This window comes from Tepidibacter sp., assembly GCF_025210165.1.
Lineage (GTDB): Bacteria > Bacillota > Clostridia > Peptostreptococcales > Peptostreptococcaceae > Tepidibacter_A.
On the sequence record NZ_JAOASI010000039.1, the window covers coordinates 134,304 to 156,867 of the forward strand.

17 protein-coding genes and 1 pseudogene are annotated in these 22,564 nt (G+C 27.5%); 2 read left to right on the forward strand and 16 right to left on the reverse strand.

Annotated elements, in window-relative coordinates; genetic code table 11:
- Window positions 1-72: 72 nt before the first annotated feature.
- From N4A48_RS06800 to N4A48_RS06845, 10 genes and pseudogenes are all read right to left on the reverse strand, one after another.
- Window positions 73-2,064 carry a methyl-accepting chemotaxis protein gene (locus N4A48_RS06800; RefSeq protein WP_293665102.1) on the reverse strand — a complete coding sequence of 664 codons (1,992 nt, stop codon included), beginning with the start codon at window positions 2,062-2,064 and terminating at the stop codon, window positions 73-75.
- A 349-nt stretch (window positions 2,065-2,413) separates the two neighbouring features.
- A complete protein-coding gene (locus tag N4A48_RS06805) occupies window positions 2,414-3,541 on the reverse strand; it encodes a GNAT family N-acetyltransferase (RefSeq protein WP_293665122.1) in 1,128 nt (375 codons plus the stop codon).
- Window positions 3,542-3,552: 11 nt separating this feature from the next.
- On the reverse strand, window positions 3,553-5,286 hold the full coding sequence (locus N4A48_RS06810; RefSeq protein ID WP_293665103.1) for a DUF4091 domain-containing protein: 1,734 nt from the start codon (window positions 5,284-5,286) through the stop codon (window positions 3,553-3,555).
- 13 nt (window positions 5,287-5,299) lie between these two features.
- Window positions 5,300-6,109: a carbohydrate ABC transporter permease gene (locus N4A48_RS06815; RefSeq protein WP_293665105.1), complete on the reverse strand. Its 810-nt coding sequence runs from the start codon at window positions 6,107-6,109 to the stop codon at window positions 5,300-5,302.
- Window positions 6,110-6,124: 15 nt separating this feature from the next.
- On the reverse strand, window positions 6,125-7,066 hold the full coding sequence (locus tag N4A48_RS06820; protein ID WP_293665106.1) for a carbohydrate ABC transporter permease: 942 nt from the start codon (window positions 7,064-7,066) through the stop codon (window positions 6,125-6,127).
- Between the two features lie 184 nt (window positions 7,067-7,250).
- Complete coding sequence (locus N4A48_RS06825) at window positions 7,251-8,528, reverse strand: sugar ABC transporter substrate-binding protein (protein ID WP_293665107.1); 1,278 nt, start codon at window positions 8,526-8,528, stop codon at window positions 7,251-7,253.
- A gap of 201 nt (window positions 8,529-8,729) precedes the next feature.
- Window positions 8,730-10,238, reverse strand: coding sequence for a YfcC family protein (locus N4A48_RS06830; protein WP_293665108.1), 1,509 nt, complete (start codon window positions 10,236-10,238; stop codon window positions 8,730-8,732).
- An 18-nt stretch (window positions 10,239-10,256) separates the two neighbouring features.
- Window positions 10,257-11,600 (reverse strand): M20 family metallopeptidase, encoded by a 1,344-nt coding sequence (locus N4A48_RS06835; protein WP_293665109.1) that lies wholly within the window; start codon window positions 11,598-11,600, stop codon window positions 10,257-10,259.
- 115 nt (window positions 11,601-11,715) lie between these two features.
- Window positions 11,716-12,009, reverse strand: coding sequence for a helix-turn-helix domain-containing protein (locus N4A48_RS06840; RefSeq protein ID WP_330665065.1), 294 nt, complete (start codon window positions 12,007-12,009; stop codon window positions 11,716-11,718).
- An 87-nt stretch (window positions 12,010-12,096) separates the two neighbouring features.
- Window positions 12,097-12,297: pseudogene (locus N4A48_RS06845) on the reverse strand (cyclic nucleotide-binding domain-containing protein); the annotation flags it as partial.
- 317 nt (window positions 12,298-12,614) lie between these two features.
- Between N4A48_RS06845 and N4A48_RS06850 the strand changes: the two are divergent.
- Window positions 12,615-13,697 (forward strand): GerAB/ArcD/ProY family transporter, encoded by a 1,083-nt coding sequence (locus N4A48_RS06850; protein ID WP_293665110.1) that lies wholly within the window; start codon window positions 12,615-12,617, stop codon window positions 13,695-13,697.
- 15 nt (window positions 13,698-13,712) lie between these two features.
- On the opposite strand, the gene N4A48_RS06855 is transcribed toward N4A48_RS06850, so the two are convergent.
- Entirely contained in the window at window positions 13,713-15,926 is a 2,214-nt protein-coding gene (locus N4A48_RS06855; protein ID WP_293665111.1) for a diguanylate cyclase, read from the reverse strand.
- 411 nt (window positions 15,927-16,337) lie between these two features.
- Between N4A48_RS06855 and N4A48_RS06860 the strand changes: the two genes are divergently transcribed.
- A complete protein-coding gene (locus N4A48_RS06860) occupies window positions 16,338-17,357 on the forward strand; it encodes a 3-oxoacyl-[acyl-carrier-protein] synthase III C-terminal domain-containing protein (RefSeq protein WP_293665112.1) in 1,020 nt (339 codons plus the stop codon).
- A 67-nt stretch (window positions 17,358-17,424) separates the two neighbouring features.
- Here the strand turns inward: N4A48_RS06860 and N4A48_RS06865 are convergent, their stop codons facing one another.
- From N4A48_RS06865 to N4A48_RS06885, 5 genes are all read right to left on the reverse strand, one after another.
- Entirely contained in the window at window positions 17,425-17,982 is a 558-nt protein-coding gene (locus N4A48_RS06865) for a nucleotidyltransferase domain-containing protein (protein ID WP_293665114.1), read from the reverse strand.
- Window positions 17,983-18,113: 131 nt separating this feature from the next.
- Window positions 18,114-18,473 (reverse strand): hypothetical protein, encoded by a 360-nt coding sequence (locus N4A48_RS06870; RefSeq protein WP_293665115.1) that lies wholly within the window; start codon window positions 18,471-18,473, stop codon window positions 18,114-18,116.
- 209 nt (window positions 18,474-18,682) lie between these two features.
- A complete protein-coding gene (locus tag N4A48_RS06875; protein WP_293665116.1) occupies window positions 18,683-20,041 on the reverse strand; it encodes a hypothetical protein in 1,359 nt (452 codons plus the stop codon).
- A 377-nt stretch (window positions 20,042-20,418) separates the two neighbouring features.
- On the reverse strand, window positions 20,419-21,996 hold the full coding sequence (locus tag N4A48_RS06880; protein ID WP_293665117.1) for a recombinase family protein: 1,578 nt from the start codon (window positions 21,994-21,996) through the stop codon (window positions 20,419-20,421).
- Complete coding sequence (locus tag N4A48_RS06885) at window positions 21,996-22,169, reverse strand: hypothetical protein (protein WP_293665118.1); 174 nt, start codon at window positions 22,167-22,169, stop codon at window positions 21,996-21,998. Before N4A48_RS06885 ends, N4A48_RS06880 begins: the two co-directional genes overlap by 1 nt.
- Window positions 22,170-22,564 lie beyond the last annotated feature (395 nt).

A 22,564-nucleotide genomic window follows, 5' to 3' on the forward strand; every position in this document is an offset into this window, starting at 1 on the left:
TATACAAATGAATCTTAATTTTAATTAAGACCTATCTGTACGTATAATTTTAAATTAAAAATAATAGAATTTTTAAATTTTAAACTTAGCAACTGATTTATTTAGCTCTTTAGACAAATTAAATAACATTTTACTTTTTTCTGTCATTCCCTCTACTGTAGCATATATTTCCTCTGTTGAAGCTGCAGTTTCCTCAGTACTTGCAGTGCTTTCTTCGGCAATAGCTGCCAAGCTTTGAACTGATTCTAAAACGTTAATTCTTCCATTTTCTATTTTATCACTTAAATTAGTAATATTATTGATTTTATCAATAGTAATTTCAATTTCATTTGATATATTATTATATTTATTTTTTGTTTCTAAAACACTATTTATTTGATTATTTGTAGTTATATTAACTTCCTGTCCTGTTTGTGTTGCTATCTCAACATTACTAGTTAACTCTTCTAATATTTTATCTATTTCATTTGTTGATTGTGCAGATTGCTCAGCCAATTTTCTTATTTCTTCCGCTACAACCGAAAAGCCTTTTCCAGCTTCTCCAGCTCTAGCTGCCTCAATAGCTGCATTTAAGGCAAGTAGATTAGTTTGTTCTGAAACACCAGCTATTAATCTACTTGCTTGTCCAATCATTTGAACACTATCGCTAGTATTATTAATAACATCTATAATCTTATTAATTATTTTCTTATTTTCATCTGTATTATCAGATAGCATATGAATAGTCTCAAGGCCTTCAGTAGTTAATTGCCCTATTTTACTTGATGCAATCGATAATTCTTTAATATTTTGAGCATTATTCTCAATTATATCCCCAAGGTCTATCATATTACTGTTTACATTTTGAGTATCTTCAGCTTGATTCATAGCACCTTCAGAAATCTGAGTAATAACGCTTGTCACATTTTCTGTAGCTTTTGAAACTTCATTTAAATTTTGATCTAATACATTTGCTGACACATTAACATTATTAGATATATCAAAGATATTTATTACAATTTGTTTTAAGCTTTGGTGCATTTCATTTAATGAATTTGTTAGTATTCCCACTTCATCTTTTGATTTAACTTGCATAGGTTGAATCTTTAAATTCCCATCAGCAATTTCATTAGCAAAATTTACAACAGCTTTAATTGGATTTACAATACTTTTTGAAAAAATAAACACAAGTGCCATTATAATCAATAGAACAATCAACGCTATAATTACTATTGTTGTAATCATTTTGTTAATTCCACTAAATGCAGCAGATACTTCAGCAACTGCAATAATAGACCAATCACCACCTTCATTTACTCCAAATTCTGAAATGTCAGCATATCCAGCAATTACTTCTTCACCCTTATAATCCTCATACTCAATAAACCCTGTATCATCACCTCCGAGTGCTTTATTAATATCATCATTAACTTGGGCGTCAGGTAAAATATCTAAGTTATTTACCCCTTCTTCCTGTGTATAAATAACCTTATTTGTAGCATTTACTAAATATGCTGATTTATCTCCTATTAAATAATTGTTTACTTTATCTATTTCTTTAATGATTGAACTTAAATCAAATTCTCCTACTAGGATACCCATTACTTTTGTATTACTATCATCTGTAATAGGAGTATATATATTCATAATTATACTACCTTCTGTTGTATATGCTTCACCAACAAAAACATCACCTTGATTTGCATTTATTGCATCTTCTACAAATGATTCTCTATATTCAATTCCATCAATAGTAGACGCGATTAAGAATCCATCATTTCCATAAAAATGTAAAGCTCTAAATGAATCATCTTCTTTTACAAGCTCTTCAAAATAAGCATTTATATCTCGAGAGTTAAATCTTTCTAATACATCTGCCTGAGACACCATTTTTATTTTTTTTATATTTTGCTCAATATTATAGTCAATAAACTCAGCAGAGTTTTTTACTAGTAAAACTACTTCTTTTTTTAAATTTTCGTTAAATAAATTAATATTATAAAAATATACCGTTCCCAAGATTAATGTTATAAGAATCACGATTGATGTAAACTGGAATAGAAGTAATTTTTTACCTAGTTTCATATTATAACGCCTCCTTAGATTTTTAAAAAATATATTATAATTACTTATATATTTATCGGTTATAATTTTTATTTTATTAATTCTATATATTATGTCTTTAAAAAGAGGTAGTAATATGTATATTGGCTTTACCAATAGATATTTTTATTTCATCTGAATTAAGTTTCACTTTATTAAAATAGAATTAAACCGAAGCATTTAGGCTACCTTATAACATTGTTCATAACAGGAAGTACTTTGATATTAGGTGTTGGAGCTAAAGCAGAAAGGACATTATGGATTATTGCAGAAATAAAAAAAACGTACTAGATTATATCTAGTACATTTTTCAATAAAATTTTTCCCCTTATTATTGATAATTAAGATTAGCTGTCCATACAAAATCTAGTGGAAATATATCTTTTATAAACTTTTCAATATGGGGCTTTTCATTTAAAACTTCTTCTTTAATTTTCCCTTCAAAAAACAGTTTGTTTAAGCTATCTACATTTTCTATTACAAGTTCTTCATCCTTATACTTTATTAGATATCTATTATCTAAATCTTCAAACTCCATATTATCCAAAATCTCATTATCTAAATATTGAGAAAAATAGTTATGTAAGTTTTTGCATAGTTTTTCATAATTTATAATTTTTATAGTTCCATGAAGATAATCTATACTCACTTCATCTGAATTTTCTATATGATTTTTACAATCTTTCACATGTACCCAGTAATCAACATAATCTAAATCATATTTATATGCAAGATAAGAAATAGTATCATTTACATAATTAGGTGCTAAATTCAACTCTATAATTTGACCTATCTTTTTTTCTTCCTTATCTATTAATCTTATAACTATATATCCAATTAAATTATCATCCTTCTTTATTACTAGCTTTTTATATTTATAGTTTCCAAATGGTATTGTAGCAGATTTTAATAGTGTTTCAAATTGATTCTTTGTTCTAAAGTATCTTGTAGAGTTTTGATTGTACATTTGTATCATTTGATTTATATATTTTTCATTATATTCTTGTATATCTAGATTCAATTGAATATCTTTAGGAGTTATAGTATATTTGTAGAAGTTTTTAACCTTACTACACATTCTTCTTGTATACAAGCTTCTATCTCCTGATATCAATACTATATCTACACCATCATCATACATCTTCTCTTCTACTCTATCTAAGATTTTTGATGAATACCTCTTGCCCTCGTGTTCTTTATCAGTACAAACTGCTCCTATTGAAGCTGTCTTTATCTTAATTCCTTGTATAAGTATATCTTGAATTAAGTAATTTACATCAGATACTATCTTTTTATTTTCTTTTATAACAATCATATTCTCTATATTATCTTTGTTAAGAAGTAGAGGAAATTCCTGCTGCATAGTAGGATTATACCCTCTAGATATTCTAAATACTTTATTTATAAGCTTTATAACCTCTTCAAATTCTTCTATTTTTGCACTTTCAGGCTTTATCATTTTTATCACCTTTAAATTAAATATTTTTTTATCATCTGATTTCTCAAATCATTATATTTATTATAATCTAGTGAATAATCCATCTTCACTTTTCGCTCAGGTAAAGATTTCATCTCTTCTTTACTTCCTAAAAGAGTTTCTATTTGACTTAAAAGTTCATCTTTTGATATTCCTTTTTTCTCTATCTCCTTAAATATATTAAAGTCCTGAATTCCAAACAAGAAGCTCTTATATCTTATACTATGAATAGGCTTTAAATTTTTTCCAGGATATACAAAAAACATATCTCCAGCAGGCCATCTAGGGTATTTATAGCTTGCATCTTCAAAAACATTACCAGGCCATATACCATATGCCCATCTTAAAAATCCATCCACATCAAAATAATAAGTAAACCATCCCTTAAGTCTACTTTCTATTAAATGTGATTTTAGAAATATATTAAGTTTTTCTGGGAAACAGCATGAATACCAAGTTAAAATTCCATCTCTTCTTTTAACCTCTTTTTTTAGCTTTTTTATAGAATCCATATTATTCAATATCTCACAAGTACTAAGAGATAGCGATTCTATATTATCTCCATGCTTGTCAAAGAACCCTTGATGATGAATTGCACATTTATACTTTATCTCATATTCTGGTATAGCAGATTGTATAAAATCAGAACACTCTTTAAATATTTGAGCATTATCAGGCTCATCACTCATAATTTTGACCTTATCCCATAATCCCTTATCTACAAGATGATTAAAAATTAATGATAAATAATCTCTTAATTCTTCTTTACTTTTTATATAATTAAAGCATCCATCTTTTTCATCATAATATATAACTCTTAAGGCATCTTTATGTTCTTTTACAGGGTTCCCAAATAAAAAAGCATCCCAATTTCCTATTAATCCAAATAAGTTAATCTCTTGTTTTATTCCATGCTTAAAACATATGTCTATATATCTATCTAATGAAGAAAAATCACACTGTATTTTACCTTCCTTATTCTTAAATACCTTTATAATATTCATCTCAAACAAATTAGCAAAATTTTCATACACTTCAAAACATCTTTGACCAGCCCACGAATAGTCTGTAACTATAAGGTCTATAACTCTTTGGCCCAAATTACCTAAGTCCTCAATATAATTATCTATTATTTCAAAGTGACTCTCTGAAAAATACTCTACGTCATACTCTCTTGCCCAATTGCAAGGATGTTGCCATAAATCTAAGAAAAAATCTCCTTCTTTAGCAGGCTTTAATATATAATCTATTACTTCAATTTCTATTTTTTTTTCTAATATTAATTCTTCTCTTTCATATTCCTTAGAGTAAAATGCCTTGATTTTTAATTTTATAGTTTCTTTATCATAACTTTCAGGAATTTTCCCTTCTACCCAAATCATCTGGTAATCTTTTTGTATGTATAAAGACTTTTTATCTAGTATAGGATCTGCTACTAAATTTTTCATATCATCTTTTACATATCCTAGAAAATTCATTTTAAAATGTTCTCTTAAATTTTGATCTATATCGAGTTCTAAGCGAATTTTATCTCCTAATCCTTTCCAATGAATATCATTAGTTTTTCCTAATTGACAAAAATAATGTATATCTGAATTTATAAGAATTTGAAATCCAAACTCTTCTTGCTTTAAAACATCAATCTTTGGATTCATTTCTATTAGGTTTTCTTCTTTTCCCCTTATATGCTTTACCGATGAGTCATATAAATTCATATTAAAATTCAAGCTAATCACTCCCTTATCCTTTTATCCCAGAAAGAGTAACTCCTTCTACGAATCGTTTTTGTAAAATCAAATAAATTATAAAAGATGGTAAAAAAGTTAATGTAGTTCCAGCCATAATTAGCCCATAATTAACAGTATATTGAGAATTTAAGCTTGAGAGTCCAACCGTCAATGTTCTAATAGAATCATTAGTCGTAACAATCAGCGGCCATAAAAACTCATTCCACGCACCTATGAATGTAAATATAGTTAGTGTTATTATTGCAGGTTTTATTAAAGGAACTACTATTTCAAAAAATATCCTAATATCAGAACAACCATCTATTCTAGCTGAATCTATTAGATCATTGGGTATCTTAAGTATTGCTTGTCTCATTAAAAACACTCCAAAAGCAGTTGGTATAGGAAGTATAAGTGCAAGATAACTATTAATCCATCCTAGTTCTCTCATTATTATATAAAGCGGAATCATAGTTACTTGTGAAGGTATTATTAATGTCATAATCATAAAGAAAAATATTTTTTCATTTCCTGAAAACTCTTTTTTTGCAAAGGCAAATCCAGCTAGACTACTGAATAATACATTTAACACTACACCTGACATAGATATAAATAAGCTGTTAAAGAAATAATGTGAAAAATTAGTATCTCTAATTATAGTTATATAATTTTGCAGCGTCATATCAGATAAAGAAAAATCAAAATTATACGCTGTATAAGTAACCTTAAAAGATGTTAACAACATATATACAAAGGGAACTATCATACAACTTGCTATCATAAGTAATAATATATTTCCAATTATTTGTTTTATGCTTTTCATACAGTTCCTCCTTTTCTAGTAAATAGATTTATCTCTTTGAAGTAATTTTCTTTGAAGGATTGATATAATGGCTATTAAAAGAAATAATACATTTGCAACAGCCATTGCATATCCAGCTCTAAATTGTTTAAAAACTAAATTATATATATGAAGTACCATAGTCATAGTAGATACACCAGGTCCTCCACCTGTTAGTGTATATACAAGGTCAAAGGTTTGAAGCGACCATATACAGCCTAGAAAAACCACCATTATAGTTGTAGGCTTTAAAAGCGGTACAGTTATATAAAAAAATTCATGGAATTTATTAGCTCCATCAACTCTAGCTGATTCATAATAACTCTTTGGAATATCCATAATTGCTGATATATATATAACCATAAAATATCCTGCATTTTTCCATACAGATATACCCATTAGTGTAGGTAAAGCAAGTTTTGTATTTCCTATCCAATTAGGAATATCCAATCCTAAATAAGTAAATATTATATTAAGTGGTGATGATCCTCCATTAAGAAATATTCTCCATACAATTCCAATAAGTATCATAGAAGATATTACAGGTACAAACATAGCTCCTTTGACTAGTTCATTTATTCTACTTTTTTCTCTCTTAGTTATCCATACAGCCATTAATAAAGCTATTGAAGTTTGAAGTGGTACAACACCAATTGTATATATAATTGTGTTTTTAAGTGAAGCTATAAACATCTTATCTTTAGATAGATTCATATAATTCTTAAGCCCAACGAATTTTGCTGGAGCCATTATATTGTATTTTGTAAAGCTAAAGTAAACAGACATTAATATAGGAATTACATAAAAGCTCACTAGTAATATTCCTATTGGAAGTATATATCCATAGGCCGTAGCCCTCTCTAACATTTTTCTTTTATTAAAGCTAAATGTTGTAGTTTTTTTTAATTCTTCATTTTTATTTAAAACTATTTCTTCCATAAAAATCTCCTCTTTAAATCTAAATTTTGAATTACCACTTCAAAATTCACAGTATATCCTGTAGGTTTTGAACTAATAATTCATTTATTATAAAACTTGATACGGATTAAATTTTCATTTAAATGAAGATAAAGCACCAAAAATATTTATCATTTTTGGTGCTTTGTATTATTCTTTATTTAGATTATTGATCTTCTGCTAATAAGTCATTTGCATATTTAGCTGCTTCGTCTAAAGCTTCTTTAGGTTCTACTTCTCCAGCCATCATTCTTTGTAATTGCTTCCATAGGTAATCATAAACTTCAACACCGTGAGGAGCTACAACTAATGGTCTGTATATTCCATTATCATTTTCTATCATTTCTTTAAGTTGTGGATCTCCTTGATATGGTTCATCTTTAGAGATTGGAGCTCTTGGATGATATTTATGGAATTTTGTCATAGAATCAGCACTTAACATATGTTGCATTAATTCAAATGATAATTCTTTATCTTCAGCTGCTGACATTAAAGTTAATTGGTCAACTGAAGCAAATGTTCCCATAGCTTTATTTTCTAAAGAAGTTATAAATCCATAGTTAAGGTCTGGGAATGATTTGTCTAATATTTCATGTGCTGCTGATGATAGCCAAATCGTAAATGCAGATTTTCCTGGTCCAAATGTAGTTTGTAATACTTCCTTACCAGTTTGTCCCATTGCATTATCTGGAATTACTTTATCTTTAAACTTAAGATCATATAAGAATTGAGCAGCTTCTAATCCTGCTTCATCATTAAATCTTACTGTTTTTAAATCATCGTTATAAAGTTCTCCACCTGCTTGCCATAAAAATCCATACCAGTTCCAGTTAAGATCTCCAAAGAAGTTTCTTCCCCATCCTTGAGAGAATCCCCATTGGTCTATCTTTCCATCTCCATCAGTATCTTTTGTTGCTTTTTTAGCTATTCTTCTAAAGTCTTCCCAAGTCTTTGGAGCTTTTTCTCCAAGTTCTTTTAATATATCTTTGTTATAGTAAAGAACTGCTGGATTTGCAGCTTCTATAGCAAGTCCATATGTTCCGCCTAACATTTTACAATCGTCTATGTATAGATAATTTTCCATATCTTTTTCTGTTAAATAATTTGTTAAGTCTTCAACTGCTCCCATTTCTATGAATTGAGGGAACATTTCTGCATACATATACCCAACATCAGGTCCTTCTCCTGCTGCAATTGCAGTCGCATATTTTTCAGGATATCCTTCCCAAGATACTATTTCTAAATTAACTTTTACATTGTTTTTTTCTTCAAATTCTTTAAGTATAGGCTCCCAAACAGGTTTGTCGTTTTCTCCAATTGGAGGTAGCCATACAGTTAACTCTTTTGTCTCTTCTTTTGGTTTTTCAGTAGAAGTTGAACCACATCCTGCCAAAACAGATACTGTCATAACTAAAACTAAAGCCATGGCAAATAATCTTCTCATCTAATAAATCCTCCTCTTAAATATAATTTCTTAAAATTCTTTACATTAGAAATAATACAATATTTGCATTAACTTGTCGAATAAAAATTTTCTATATTATAGTTTAGTTTCATTAAATTTTTCTATGATTTTTCAGTTACTATTCAATCAAAAAAAGACTATAATGATTTGAAACATCATTATAGTCCTTTTAATTTCAGATTAAACTAAAGCTTGTACTAATAACATTATTCCTGAGAATGCTGCTATTATACCCATTAGAGGCATTATAAACTTAAGCCATTTATCATACGTTACATCTACCATAGAAAGTGTTACTAATATAAGTCCTGTAGGAGTTATAAAAGCCATTAGTCCTTGTCCATATTGGTAAGCACTAACAATAACGTCTCTTGGAAGTCCAACAGTATCTGCAAGAGGTGCCATTATAGGCATAGATAAAACAGCAAGACCTGAAGACGATGGAATAAAGAATCCTAACATACTGAATATAAACAGCATTAATATAGCGAATACTCCTCCATTCATTCCTTCAACTACATGAGTAGCACTATTAAGTATCGAGTCAGAAATAAGTCCATTGTCTAGTATTAAGTTAACAGCTCTTGCAACACCTATTGTAAGTCCAACACCTACAAGATCAGCAGCTCCTGCAACAAAATTATGAACAGCTTCCTTCTCGCCCATTCCAGAAATAGCACATATAATAATACCTACTACTAAGAATAACGTTGTCATCTCTAGGAACCACCAGTCCTGAGTTGAAACGCCCCAAATCATAACACCAAAAGCTAATGCAAATAAAGTTAACATAAGCTTACGTCTACCAGTAAACTCCGGAACTTCTTTATCTTGATTTAAGAATTTTTTCTCTAAATCTTCTTTTTGATCAAATATAAGTGACTTTGATGGATCCTTCTTAATCTTTTCAGCATACTTGATAATATATACAATAGTTATTATAGTAGCTATTACAAGACCCGTAGCTCTAAATGTAAGACCATTTGTAAATGTTATTCCAGCTGCATTAGATGCTATAACTGAAGAAAAAGGATTTACAGTTGAGAACATTGTACCAATTGAAGAACCCATATATAGGGCAGCTATACAAACAATTGCATCATAGCCTGCTACCATAAACACTGGAACTAGTATTGGATAAAGCGCTATAGTCTCTTCTGCTAGTCCAAAACTCGTACCTCCTAGAGCAATTAAGAAAGTAACTATAACTATTAGTAAATACTCTCTTCCCTTTGTAGCACGTGAAAGACTTGCAAAACCTGCATCAAATGCTCCACTATTATTTAATACTCCTATTATACCACCAATTATAAATACAAATAGCATAATGTCTTTTGTTTCATACACACCTTCAATAGGAGCTTGAATAACTTCTTTAATCCCTTGAGGATTGCTTTCAAGTTGTTCATATGTATTAGGAATTGCTACTGCCTTATAAATACTTCCATCTGTAAATTTAGCAACATCTATTTTTATTCCTAATTCATCAAGAGTTGCCTGCGTACCCTCATATTCTTTAGTAGATCCATTTGGTGACGTAACAACAAACTTTTGTACAGAATCATCATATACAAGTTTACCATAAGAACCAGCTGGAACTATGTGAGTTAATACTGCCGCTAAAATTAATACAATAAATAATACCGTATACGCAGTTGGGAAACTCATTTTTTTCTTAGCTTTTGTCATTTTAAATATCCTCCTTTATTATTTTAATAATTTAACTAAAGCTGATGAATAAACCTCTATTGCTGTTTTTATTTCATCTAGCTCAATGTACTCATTTGGCTGATGCTCTGTCTCTTTTGAATATGGAAAAGCTGGTCCAAAAGCTACACAATTGTCCATAGCTCTTGCATAAGTTGCTCCACCAGATGAGATAGGCTGACTTTTTGTATCTCCAGTAATCTCTACATAAGACTCCATCAAAGTTTTTACTAATTCCGAATCAAGAGGGGTATATATAGATCTTAGGTAATCATTTTCCTCAATATCAAAACCATATTTTTTAGCTACTTCATTCAAGTTATTCATAACAAATTCCTTTTTTACAGTTACAGGAATTCTAATATCTATATTTAAAACTTCTTTTTCTTCATCAATGCTTATCTTTCCAATATTAAACTTTAAATTACCTGAAGCTTCATCTGTGCATTCACCAAATATATTAGTTGCAAGTGCATCCTCCATAATATTGTCTACTACAAAATCTATAGATTTTGATTTAAGACCAATTTTATTCATAGCTATTAATAATCTAGCTATAGAATTTACACCTTTTTCTGAATCTTTAGCATGCATACTCTTCCCAATAACTGTTATATTATTTTCTTCTCTTTTATATTCAAATCCTAACTCTTTAAGAACTTCTTCTAGTTTTTCTGGATCTTCACAATCATAAGACACATTTGAAGGAACAGAATTATATGCATCTCCACCATTTAATCTTATATCTGTTTCATTTTTAGCAACTAAATCAACTTGTAAAAGACCCTTTTCCGCATATATTAATGGGAAGCTAGCATCTGGAGTAAATCCATAATCAGGTATTGTCTCTTTTTTGTTGTATTCAGCTATTCCCTTCCAAAGGTTTTCCTCATCTGTACCATATATAAATCTTATTTTTTTATTAATTGTAGCATCAGAATCTAGTAATGCCTTAAAAGCATACATAGCAGCAAGAGTTGGTCCTTTATCATCCTGAGTTCCTCTACCAAACAATTTTCCATCTACGATTACAGGATCAAAAGGATTTGTATTCCATTTTTTCAAATCTCCTGCTGGAACAACATCTAAATGTCCCAATACTCCAACCATTTCTTCCCCACTACCATATTCAGCATATCCATAATAACCATTAGGATCATAATATGTTTTAAACCCTAATTTTTCAGCAATTGATAGCATTTCCTTTAAAGCATCATCTATATTTTTTCCAAAGGGATATTTGCTATTATCCTCTTCATATACACTTGGTATTCTAATTAAGTTCTGAAGATTAGCAACAAAATCATTAAAATTTAATTCAATTTTTTCTTTTATATTATTCAAATTATCAACTCCTTATTATTTTTTTATATATAGTAAAAATTTTATATCAAAGTTCTAGAAATTTCTGTTGTCTAGGTCACAATTTGTCAAAAAAATAATCATGTAGTATCCATGATTATTCTTCTAACGGTATATTTGTTAATTTCTTGAGCCCTTGTATATCTTTTATTATTAATTTTCTATCCTTTACTTCTATAAGGTCTCGATCTTTAAAACTTTTAAGAACATTAGTAACAGTGGTTCTGTTAAGCCCTATTCTATTGGCTATTTCTTCATGAGTTAATACTATACTTATATAATTCTTAAAATTTATATTTATGTCTTCTGTATAGTAAAGCCTTACTAAAAAGTCTGCTAGTTTTCCAATAGAATCATTGAATTTAAAATTACTAAGTTCTATCATAATCATTCTTTGTTTTCTTATTATACTCTTTAAGAAATACTTATATATGCTAGGGAACTCTATTAACTTAGATTCTAAAATTCTTCTATTAACAATTGATACTTTGGCATTTTTTAATACCTTATACATTACAAAGGTTCTACTATTATCAAAAAAATCTGTTTCTCCAAATATATCTCCAGCACTCATTCTAAAAAAAATTATCTCATCTCCATTTTTTGAATACATAATTTGATTGAATTCACCTTCAAGAATAATATAAATACTATCTTGATCTTTTTGATTTATAACCTGACCTTTTTTAAGGTTTCAATTTTACCATAACAAGATAGATTATTTATAAAAAAGTTGTCCATTTCCTTCTGTATTTCTTGATTAAAAATTTTCTCATACATAATAATACCTCTCCAAATAATAATACAATCTTTTATATTTTAACATGTTAATAATTTTATTTTCAATAAAATTCGTCTACTCGCTGAACCTATGACTCATTGTCGTACTAAAAAAAATATTATCCACATATTCAAAATTATATAGTTCCTATAGAATAAATCACCATATTTTTGCTAAAAATATAATTTAGAATATATAATTTGGAGGCTCTTATATTGAATAGAGAAATTATTTCTGATAAACAAGGTATATCTATGATTGCTATTTTTATAGCGGGAACATCTTCTATACTTTCCCTTGGACTTGAAGGTGAGAAAGATGTATGGTTATCTATTATATTAGCTGTATTCATGGGTATTATTGTGTCACTTATATTTATTAAGCTCCACCTTATTTTTCCTGATAAAAACTTATTTGATATTTGTGAAATCTGCTTCGGAAAATTTATAAGTAAGATATTTATATTACTATTCACTTGGTTTGCTTTCGAAGAAAGTTCTCAAATTTTAATAAACACCAGCCAATTTATTAGAGATACTGCTCTTCCTGAGACTCCTATGATTATGTCTAGAATAATTCTTCTGTTTTTATGCCTTTGGTCTGTTAAGGAAGGACTTGAAGTCATAGGTAGATGGTCAAGTTTTTTTATTATACCATTTATACTATTTGTATTTATTGCAGTATTGTTATTAATACCTAAAATGGATATAAATAATATTCTTCCTGTATTAGATAAAGGAATAAGCCCCGTTCTCAAAGGGGCTTTCTCATGCTTTACATTTCCTTTTGGAGAAGCAGTGATGCTTGCAATGATTTTTTCACGGTTTAAAACAAAAAAATCATATTACAATGTATATATATTTGGTTTATTAATAGGAGGAATATGTGCTCTACTTCTTTCTTTATCAACTGTTTTAGTTGTAATTCCAACAGAAGCTTTACAAAAATATTACTCTGCATACAGTACTATTTCGAGAATAAATATAGGCGATTTTATCCAAAGACTTGAAATAATATCATCACTTGTTTTTGTAATAGGAGGTTTTGTTAAATTAAATATGCTTTTACTTGCTACCTGTCTTGGAGTTTGCAAACTATTTAATTTTAGTGACTATCGTTTTATAGTAATACCAATTTGCTTAATCGTTCTTAATTTTTCATTTATTCAATTTGACAGTAGGATGCATTTTGCTGATTGGAGTTACTCAGTTTGGCCTTATTATGCTTTTACATTTGAAGTGATTTTACCTATTATTGTAATTATTGCTGCTAAAATAAAAAACAAAAGATACCCTTAATAAGAGTATCTTTTGTTAAACCCCTGAATCTTCCTTAACTGTTTTAATAAATAATTCCACTAAATAGGGGTCAAATTGAGTTCCTTTATTTTTTCTTAACTGCTCAAAAGCTTCATATTGAGACAAGGATTTCCTATATGGTCTATCAGATATCATAGCATGATATGCATCTGCTATACATACGATTCTAGCATGTATAGGAATAAACTTGTCTGATAGTCCATCTGGATACCCCTCTCCGTCCCATCTTTCATGATGGTTTCTAACACAAGCAATAATTACTGGATTTTTTACAATATGTTTTGCAATATTATGCCCTAACATAGTGTGGTTTTTTATTATATTAAATTCTTCATCCGTTAGTCTAGTTGGTTTGTTAATAATGTTATCAGGAATTCCTATTTTCCCGCAGTCATGTAATAGAGCACCTATCCTTAATGCATACTTGTCCTGCACTGACAACTCGAGTTCTTCAGCCAATAAAAGTGAATATCTTGTTACCAATTCGGAATGTTTACCCGTATATACATCCTTAGCATCAATAGCTGCACTTATAGCAAACGCAGAGTCTATCAATATTTCTTTCTTTGCAAATTCTGTACAATTTTGCATTATTATTTTTTCTATTTCTTCCTTATATATACAGCACTGATTGCGACCATTTTGTTTTGCAAAATACATAGCTTTGTCAGCTTTTTCTATTAAATCCTTTGCATCTACCGAATCATTAGGATAAGATGATAATCCAATACTAATGGTAACTGGTAAATCTCCAGAATACTTCTGAATTTGTTTAGATTTTATGATATTAATTCTAATATTTTCTGCTATATCAAAAGATTTTTCCGCAGTATAGTTATCCATCATGACAACAAACTCTTCTCCACCATATCTAAAAATCAACCCATTTTCTTCCACTGATTCCTTTATAATATTTCCGATTTCTTTCAAAATCATATCACCAACGATATGTCCGTGAATATCATTTATCAATTTAAATTTATCAATATCACAAAATAACACTGTTATTGATTTCAGTCCAGAGTTTATTTTTTCATTAAAACACTCATAAAAATATCTATGATTATATAATGAAGTTAATCCATCTGTATTAGAAATCAACCTTAAATTTTTGTTTTCTTTTTTATATCGATAGATAATATGATTCATTTGATTCAAGGATTCAACAATACTACTGGAAAACTTAATAAATTCGTTTGGTCCATTAATTTTAAATCGTATCGATGAGTTATTTTCTCTTATTTTACTAATTTCATTTTCAAGCCCTTTCATTGGGTTAAGAATTATATTTTTTAATTTAGCACTTAATATTAGACTTAAAATACAAGATAAAATAAAAATGAAAAAAGCATTCCTATGTATTAAGCCAAGTGTATGTAGAAATATATATCTAGATTCAGCAATATAGAGTTTTCCTATATTTTCGTCAGAAAGATCTTTAATTGATATGCTTCCAACAATCTTTGATTTTCCTAATTCAAATGTTTCTTGATTTTTAACTTCCTTGATTATATCAGAAAGTTCCTTAATCTCTTTGCTTATATCCATATTCATAACAAGCTTATTTCTATATGAAAAGAGAATATCGTATCCAAATTTATCTTTTATATTTTGAAGAAATTCCGTATTAACTTCCTTGCCAAAAATAATTATGCCTCTTGAAGGACCTTCATAATCTGATAAAAGAATAGGTGATATTCCTATAATATACAAATTTCCATTATAAATCTTGATACCACTTGGATAATTTTTCTTTTTATCATATTTCCCACTTAATACAGCATTAATCTTATCATCATCAAATAATTCTGTATCGTTCGTATATTTTAATCCATATTGATCAATAATTTCTCTATTTTTATTCGCTATAACTATCAAGTCTATAGAAAAATTATCTGGAACCCATTCAGAATAATTCTCTTTAAACCACTCAATATCTTTTTCCTCTATTTTTTTGTAAAAATCGTCCCATATTCCATTATCCTCTGCTAATTCTTGTAGGTTTAATGCCTCTGACCTGAAAATTTTATTAGCATTCTCTACTTTAGATATTACACTTTCTTGCTCTACTTTTAAAAAATATTTAGAAACAACTATATTATTCAATATTAAGTAAATGCTTAATGGTACAATTGCAACCAGTAGCATATAAATGCCCACTTTAAACCCTAAGTTGTTTAATACACTCTTGATGTCTGTTTTGAACATTTTGATTTATCTACCCCCCTCCAACCTGAAAATAATAAAAAAGTCTTCCTTCTGAAGATTTTCAATTTAGACTTTTTTGAAACTCATAACGAAAATTATACTTATCCACAATTTGAAGATGATTATAATTTCCTACTCGTTATAAAAATATTATAGCAAATATTATCTATAATTTGAATATTAGGAGAGCATTTACAATATTTTTACATATTCTCTATTTACTTCTCAATGCCTGCTAATTCAAAATATATTCGAAGTAATTCTTTACATTTATATATATATATACCCTTATATGTAATAAATTATTTTCATGTAATATATTGTCATTTTATGAATTTAATAGTAGAATATTACCAAAATGACATTATCATAACTTAGCATACAATTAAAACAAATAGGGGGATAAAACATATGAAAACTTATATAAGCAAACCAGAATTAGGATTTCCTGAATTAGAAATTCAAAATAACGAGGAGATGATGAAGTTTTTAGGCTTACAAGACTCTCGAAAATTAAAAATTTTATTTAGAAAAGGTGGTATAGACTCAAAATTTTCTACATACAATTTCAAAGAAAATAAGTCCAATGAAGATATGACGAAAATGTGCTTTAAAGCAATAGAAAAATTATTTATAAAAAATAAGATTACAGCTAAGGATATAGACTGTATAATAACTTGTTCTAATTCAGTTGACCAACAACTTCCAGGATTAAGCAGTAGAATATTCTCAGAAATAGCTTTCAATAAAGATATTCATAACTATCCTATATTCGGTTTAGGTTGTGGTGCATTCATTTCAGCAATAAACTTGTCAAATACATTATTAAAAGATGATAATATAAATAATATATTAGTTGTATGTTGTGAAGCTCAAACTATTAAATATCTTAATAACTTAGATTCTGATAATAATGGCCAGCTAATGATGTTAACACTATTTGGTGATGGAGCTTGTGCTACATTAATTACTAAAGATAGTTCATTTGACAATAGTAACCTTCAAGTTATAGACACTAAAGTCTCAACTCATTATAGTAATAGTATGTCCATGAAAAATGAGATAGTACATCTTGATGAAAAGCTTCTTGAAAACATTTCACCACATATATACGAATTAGTTTCTTCATTACTTGAAAAGCATAACTTAAAAAAAGAAGATATTAAGCATTGGGTTATGCATTCTGGAGGAAAGAAAATTTTAGCAGGAGTAAAAAAATTATTCGACTTAACTGATAATCAAATGCAACCTTCAGTTCAAATATATAAAGAATATGGAAATATATCCTGTGCAAGCGTACCTGCAGGATTAAATAGATTATATACATTATCAAAAGAGAATAAATATGTTAAGAATTCAGGAGATTTAGGTATAGTTCTAGGGTTTGGTTCAGGATTTTTCCTTGGTGCAAGTTTAGTTAAATACTTATAATCCCTTAGTATATTAAAAAACCGTATAGATTTCTTTATACGGTTTTTACCTACGATTAAAAGTATTTCTATTTTAGCAATAATATATTTTCTATATCTAATTTAACACAATCTGGCAAATTCTGATTTAGATTTCTTTCTAATAAGCTTTTATACTTTATTCCTGATTTTTTTAAGTATTCTCTTAATAAAGGGATTCTTTTCTTTGGGTCTTTCATAACACTATATGCTACATACCAATCTTCTAAAGTGGTCAAATTTACTTTTATATTATCTATTATCATATAATCTTTAATAGAATCATCATCTAAAATAAACTCATAAATTTTATCTTCTCCTAAATCTATTTTAAAATTTCCAAGAAACTCAACCATAGTATCTTCTACTCTATAACCAAAAAATTCTTTTGTTTTATAGGGTTCTTTTGAAGGCAACTCTATATACGTACCTATCGTATCCATAAATTTTTTTATTTTATCTGCATGATTTGCATCTATTAATATATCTATGTCATTTGGTTTTTCTACTAAACCATAGTGATTTAATACTACCGATCCTCCTATTGCCCAAGTACAATTTAGCTCATTCAATCCCTTTGCTATTTTTTTCAGTACCTTTTGATTCATATTGCCCTCCTATAAAAAAATCTTTCTTTTAAAAATTTCTAAATGTATACTTTTTTGAAATTCGTAATGTAAATTATACTTATCCACAATTTAAATAGGAATATAATTCCCTACTCATTATAAAAATCATTTTATTTCCCACTAAATTTAATATTCAATTCTCCATTTGTATCACTATCTAAAGATTCAAATCTTAATTCCCACTTTCCTTCAATTTTATCTAAATCTTTTATTTCATGAAAATCTCCTTTTACTACTTCACTCCATCCAACATCTTCATTTGGATTTTTTAATTCAAACTTAACGCTACCTTTTTCTACATTTAAATCAATTTCTAATTTAACTTCTTTAAAACCTTCTTCTACATCAAAATAGTAAACATCATTTAATTCTTTAGAAAATTTATTATAAACTGAAGATTCACTTATATTATTGCACCCTGTTAATATAAATACAGAACACATTAATAATACAACTCTTTTCTTAATCATAAAACCTCCCTTTCTTTGATTTACTTTTTATATGTTATTAGCTAAATCTTTGCACTAAAAAACCGTATAGATTTCTCTATACGGTCATATTCTCAATTGGTGGAGGCGAATCACAGCCTTTAAAATCCACCAATGAAAAATAATTTATTAGTCTGTATTTTAAAAATATTAATTAAATTAGTTAGATATTTATTATATTATCGTTTTACTTATGTATTTATTTTTTTAAGTATCTCTTCATACTTAGACTTAAATTCTTCATCTTCTAATAACTTATCTATCATTTTGGAGAATCTTCCTTCTCTATCATAATAATACCTATTGTCATATTCATTATAATTCCATCCCTTACACCATTCATACATTTTATTTACTTTTTCAACTACGTCTGTATCCAATCCTGATTCTAATAAATAAAATTCTATAATTTCAGAATTGTTGTCAACATGTTTTTTTCCACCGCTCTTATAAGGATCACATTTATAAGAAAATAAATGTTCCCTTAATTCTTCAAAATAACATGTATTCCTTAAAATATCTATATTATCTAAAATTGGAGGCATCTTACTATTTCTAGCTATTTTTTGTATAAATGATTCCTGTTCCTCTTCTACTAAATTATTCTCTTTTAATATTAGATTTATTAATGTCCAAATAGACTTTCTTTCTTCATAACTATCTGCATATTTAAGAAATTTCCCTATCTCTTTTTCTCTTAAATCTACCATAAATCTATAATCGCATTCTAATTCCTTAAATATAATTCTGTATATTTGTATAAATTTTAATAATAAATCTATATCCTCTTTTAATAATTTTAATAAACACCTCTTAACTATTTTATTATCAAATTTAATTATTTTATCCCAAAATTTATTTACAATATTATATTTATTATAATATTGTATTTTTAATATCGTAGAAACTTCTTTTAAAAATTCATAAATTTCTTTTTCTTCACCTATGGATACTAAATCATCTACTATAACTTCTATATCTTCTATATCATTAGCATTTTTTTCATTTTTATATTTATAGCATTCTTTTACTCTTGTTATCAAACCATCTTTTCCGCCATTAATTATAAAATTTGATAAATTATTTTCTATGAAATCCCAAAAACATTCTATAGTAGAATAAGTAATAACCCCGCCTTTTGCATGAGCACTATTATTTCTAATTAAATGCCAATAATTATATTCCTGCTCCACATCTTTGCTTAATTTAAAAGGGTTTATGTTCTTAATATTTTTATTTATATAATTATCTTCAAATATTGCTTTTTTTTCTTTTTCTTTTTTATTATTACTTTGAATTATAGTAGTAATCTTAAACTCCCAACGTTCGTTACTATTTAAAATATTTATAGTATCCTCTGTAAAAACATCTTCTTTTCTATCGTCATTTAATATTCTTTCTCTAATTATATTTTGAAATCCTAAGTACGACATTAAAAATGCCGATCTATATGCTGATACTTTATAACAAACAACTGCTTCATCGAATAAATCTTCAGTTAAATCTGAAAATTTTCTTTCTTTATACCATTCTTGGAATTTTAGTCTCATTAAAAATACCTCACCTTCCTTAACTCTATAAAATATTATACTTAATATATTTATAGAGTTTATACAAAATACGTGTCTATCTTTTCTATATTTATCTACTTTGTATAATGCGTATATTAGTCCTAATAATAAATTTTATTAAATACTATTAACGTTTAAACTAATTTTAGCATTACTCTATATAATTGTAAATATATAGAAACACCATCTTCACTAGTCAATATTTTATAAATCAGAAAGCACCTTAAAGACTACCCCACTGTATATGATATACTTAACGGCTACGGCTGTAGCTGTAGTTACAGCTACAATTTTATTTATATATATCCACGTTCGGAGTAACTAACCTATTTAATATTGAATATATAATTTTATATTTAATCTACATTTATATAAAAGCTATTACTATATCTTTCTATTAACTCTATTTTATTTATTTTAACTCTTATATTTAAATCTTCTATATCCTTTAAAAACTCAAAAACCACGTTGAATATAACTTCAACGTGGTCTCTATATACTTCTACTTTTTTCACATAATTATGGATGAATTTTTTGCATTCTGGTAAATTCTTTTCCATAATAAAAGTTTTAAACATGGTAAACAATTCTTTAACCTTTGCTTCATCTACTTTCATATCATTTGATTCTAACTCTATATCTTTTATTCGCATTTCTAAATTAGCTTTTTCAACTTCTAAATCATCCATCTTAATCTTAAATGATTCTTGAAAAAAACCATTTGATATAGCATTAATTATGTTTTCTATCTGTTTATTTACTTTTCTTAATTCTTCTTTAAAGCTATTAAGATTAGTTTCATTAGTACTTGATTGCTTTTTTAAATACTCATTAATCTTTTTTACAATGTAAGGAATAGCTTCATCATTTAATATATTTTTTTCCAATTCAGATAGTACAAATTCTTCAATATACTCTTTCCTTATTTCTTTATTTTTGCATTTTTCACTTTTCATTCTACAGCTACATCTGTAGGAGCTGTACTTTTGTTTATTTTTTTGAGTCCTTCTGTTTCCATGCATTCTTCTGCCGCATTCCCCACAAAATATCAAACCACTTAGTAAGTATAATTCTTTTGCTTTATTAGCTCCTGGAGCTTTTTTTCTACTTAACATCATTGCTTTTGATTTCTGAAAAATTTCTTTAGATACTATAGCAGGCATTCCTCCTTCTATTCTTATAATATTTTTATTTTCTTTATGTGAATGACTATTTCTTCTACCGAAAATATCTTTTTTTGAAGCTTTATTAAATACATATACTCCACTATACTTTTCATTTTCTAGTATGTTATATATACTATTTTTACCAAATGTTCTTCCTAACTTTGTTTTATATCCTTTTTCATTTAAATTTTCAATAATTTCTTTATAGCTATACCCATTTACATACATATCAAATATCTCTCTTACAACTATAGCTTCTTTTTCATTTATCATATATGTTTTATCAAAAGCTACATCATATCCTAAAGGAGGTGTCCCTCCTGTATGTTTACATTTTAATGCTGTTTCATTCATACCTTTCATAACTTCTCTTGCTAAGTTTTTAGAATAATATTCTGCCATTCCTTCAAGAAGAGATTCAAGCATTATAGATTCAGGACTCCCATCTAAATTTTCAATAACACTGATTAATCTTACCCCATTCATTCTCAACTTTCTTTTATTTACAGCTGAATCATACCTATCTCTAGAAAACCTATCTAACTTATGAACTATTACTACATCAAATATTCCTAATGCACTATCTTTTATCATTTGTTGAAATTGTGGTCTTTTATCAGTAGTTGCTGATTTAGCTCTATCTATATATTGTTTTACTATTTTAATATCATTTCTTTTAGCATATTCTTCTATAGCTCTTATTTGAGCATCTATTGACTCCTCTCTTTGATTGTCTGATGAAAATCTAGCATAAATAACTCCTCTCATTATAAAACATCTCCTTCTTTAGTTATATAAATTTTTCCTAATAATAACGCTAATTCATCATAAAATTTTTCCTTTTTATAATCTAAATCTATTTTAAAAACTTCCATTTTATCTGGAATATAATTCTTCTTATATAAACTTTCTCTTTTTAAAATTAATCTTTTTTCTAGCATATTAATTCCTCCAAATGATTCAAATTTATAATATATGTTTTAAGGATATTTAGATACAGTGTTGAGTCTTCAAATTTAAGCTATAGATATTACGATACCCTAATTACCTATGAAATTTTAACTATGTACTTATATTCTTTCTGACTTTTACTGTTTTGTTGTGGATACTCGAATATGACCCCTATCTTCAAATTTTAAATTTTTAGTATCCAAAGATGATTTCACATCTTTGGATACCTTGTTTTTTTATTTATTTTTTTATCTTTATTATAGCTATACAAATATTTTCTTCATCAATATACTCAACATCATGAAATGTAATGGATGTTCTATCACTAAAATCTAATTCAAACTCTTCTGTAATTTCTTCAACTAATTTACTTGCATATATAAGC

Excerpts from the sequence above, each read along its gene's own strand:
- N4A48_RS06875 (WP_293665116.1), bottom strand. The coding sequence starts at position 20,041 with ATGAGACTAAAATTCCAAGAATGGTATAAAGAAAGAAAATTTTCAGAT.
- N4A48_RS06865 (WP_293665114.1), bottom strand. The coding sequence starts at position 17,982 with ATGAATCAAAAGGTACTGAAAAAAATAGCAAAGGGATTGAATGAGCTA.
- N4A48_RS06820 (WP_293665106.1), bottom strand. The coding sequence starts at position 7,066 with ATGGAAGAAATAGTTTTAAATAAAAATGAAGAATTAAAAAAAACTACA.
- N4A48_RS06885 (WP_293665118.1), bottom strand. The coding sequence starts at position 22,169 with ATGCTAGAAAAAAGATTAATTTTAAAAAGAGAAAGTTTATATAAGAAG.
- N4A48_RS06855 (WP_293665111.1), bottom strand. The coding sequence starts at position 15,926 with ATGTTCAAAACAGACATCAAGAGTGTATTAAACAACTTAGGGTTTAAA.
- N4A48_RS06800 (WP_293665102.1), bottom strand. The coding sequence starts at position 2,064 with ATGAAACTAGGTAAAAAATTACTTCTATTCCAGTTTACATCAATCGTG.
- N4A48_RS06880 (WP_293665117.1), bottom strand. The coding sequence starts at position 21,996 with ATGAGAGGAGTTATTTATGCTAGATTTTCATCAGACAATCAAAGAGAG.
- N4A48_RS06870 (WP_293665115.1), bottom strand. The coding sequence starts at position 18,473 with ATGATTAAGAAAAGAGTTGTATTATTAATGTGTTCTGTATTTATATTA.
- N4A48_RS06860 (WP_293665112.1), top strand. The coding sequence starts at position 16,338 with ATGAAAACTTATATAAGCAAACCAGAATTAGGATTTCCTGAATTAGAA.
- N4A48_RS06825 (WP_293665107.1), bottom strand. The coding sequence starts at position 8,528 with ATGAGAAGATTATTTGCCATGGCTTTAGTTTTAGTTATGACAGTATCT.
- N4A48_RS06830 (WP_293665108.1), bottom strand. The coding sequence starts at position 10,238 with ATGACAAAAGCTAAGAAAAAAATGAGTTTCCCAACTGCGTATACGGTA.
- N4A48_RS06805 (WP_293665122.1), bottom strand. The coding sequence starts at position 3,541 with ATGATAAAGCCTGAAAGTGCAAAAATAGAAGAATTTGAAGAGGTTATA.
- N4A48_RS06840 (WP_330665065.1), bottom strand. The coding sequence starts at position 12,009 with ATGATTATGATAGAACTTAGTAATTTTAAATTCAATGATTCTATTGGA.
- N4A48_RS06815 (WP_293665105.1), bottom strand. The coding sequence starts at position 6,109 with ATGAAAAGCATAAAACAAATAATTGGAAATATATTATTACTTATGATA.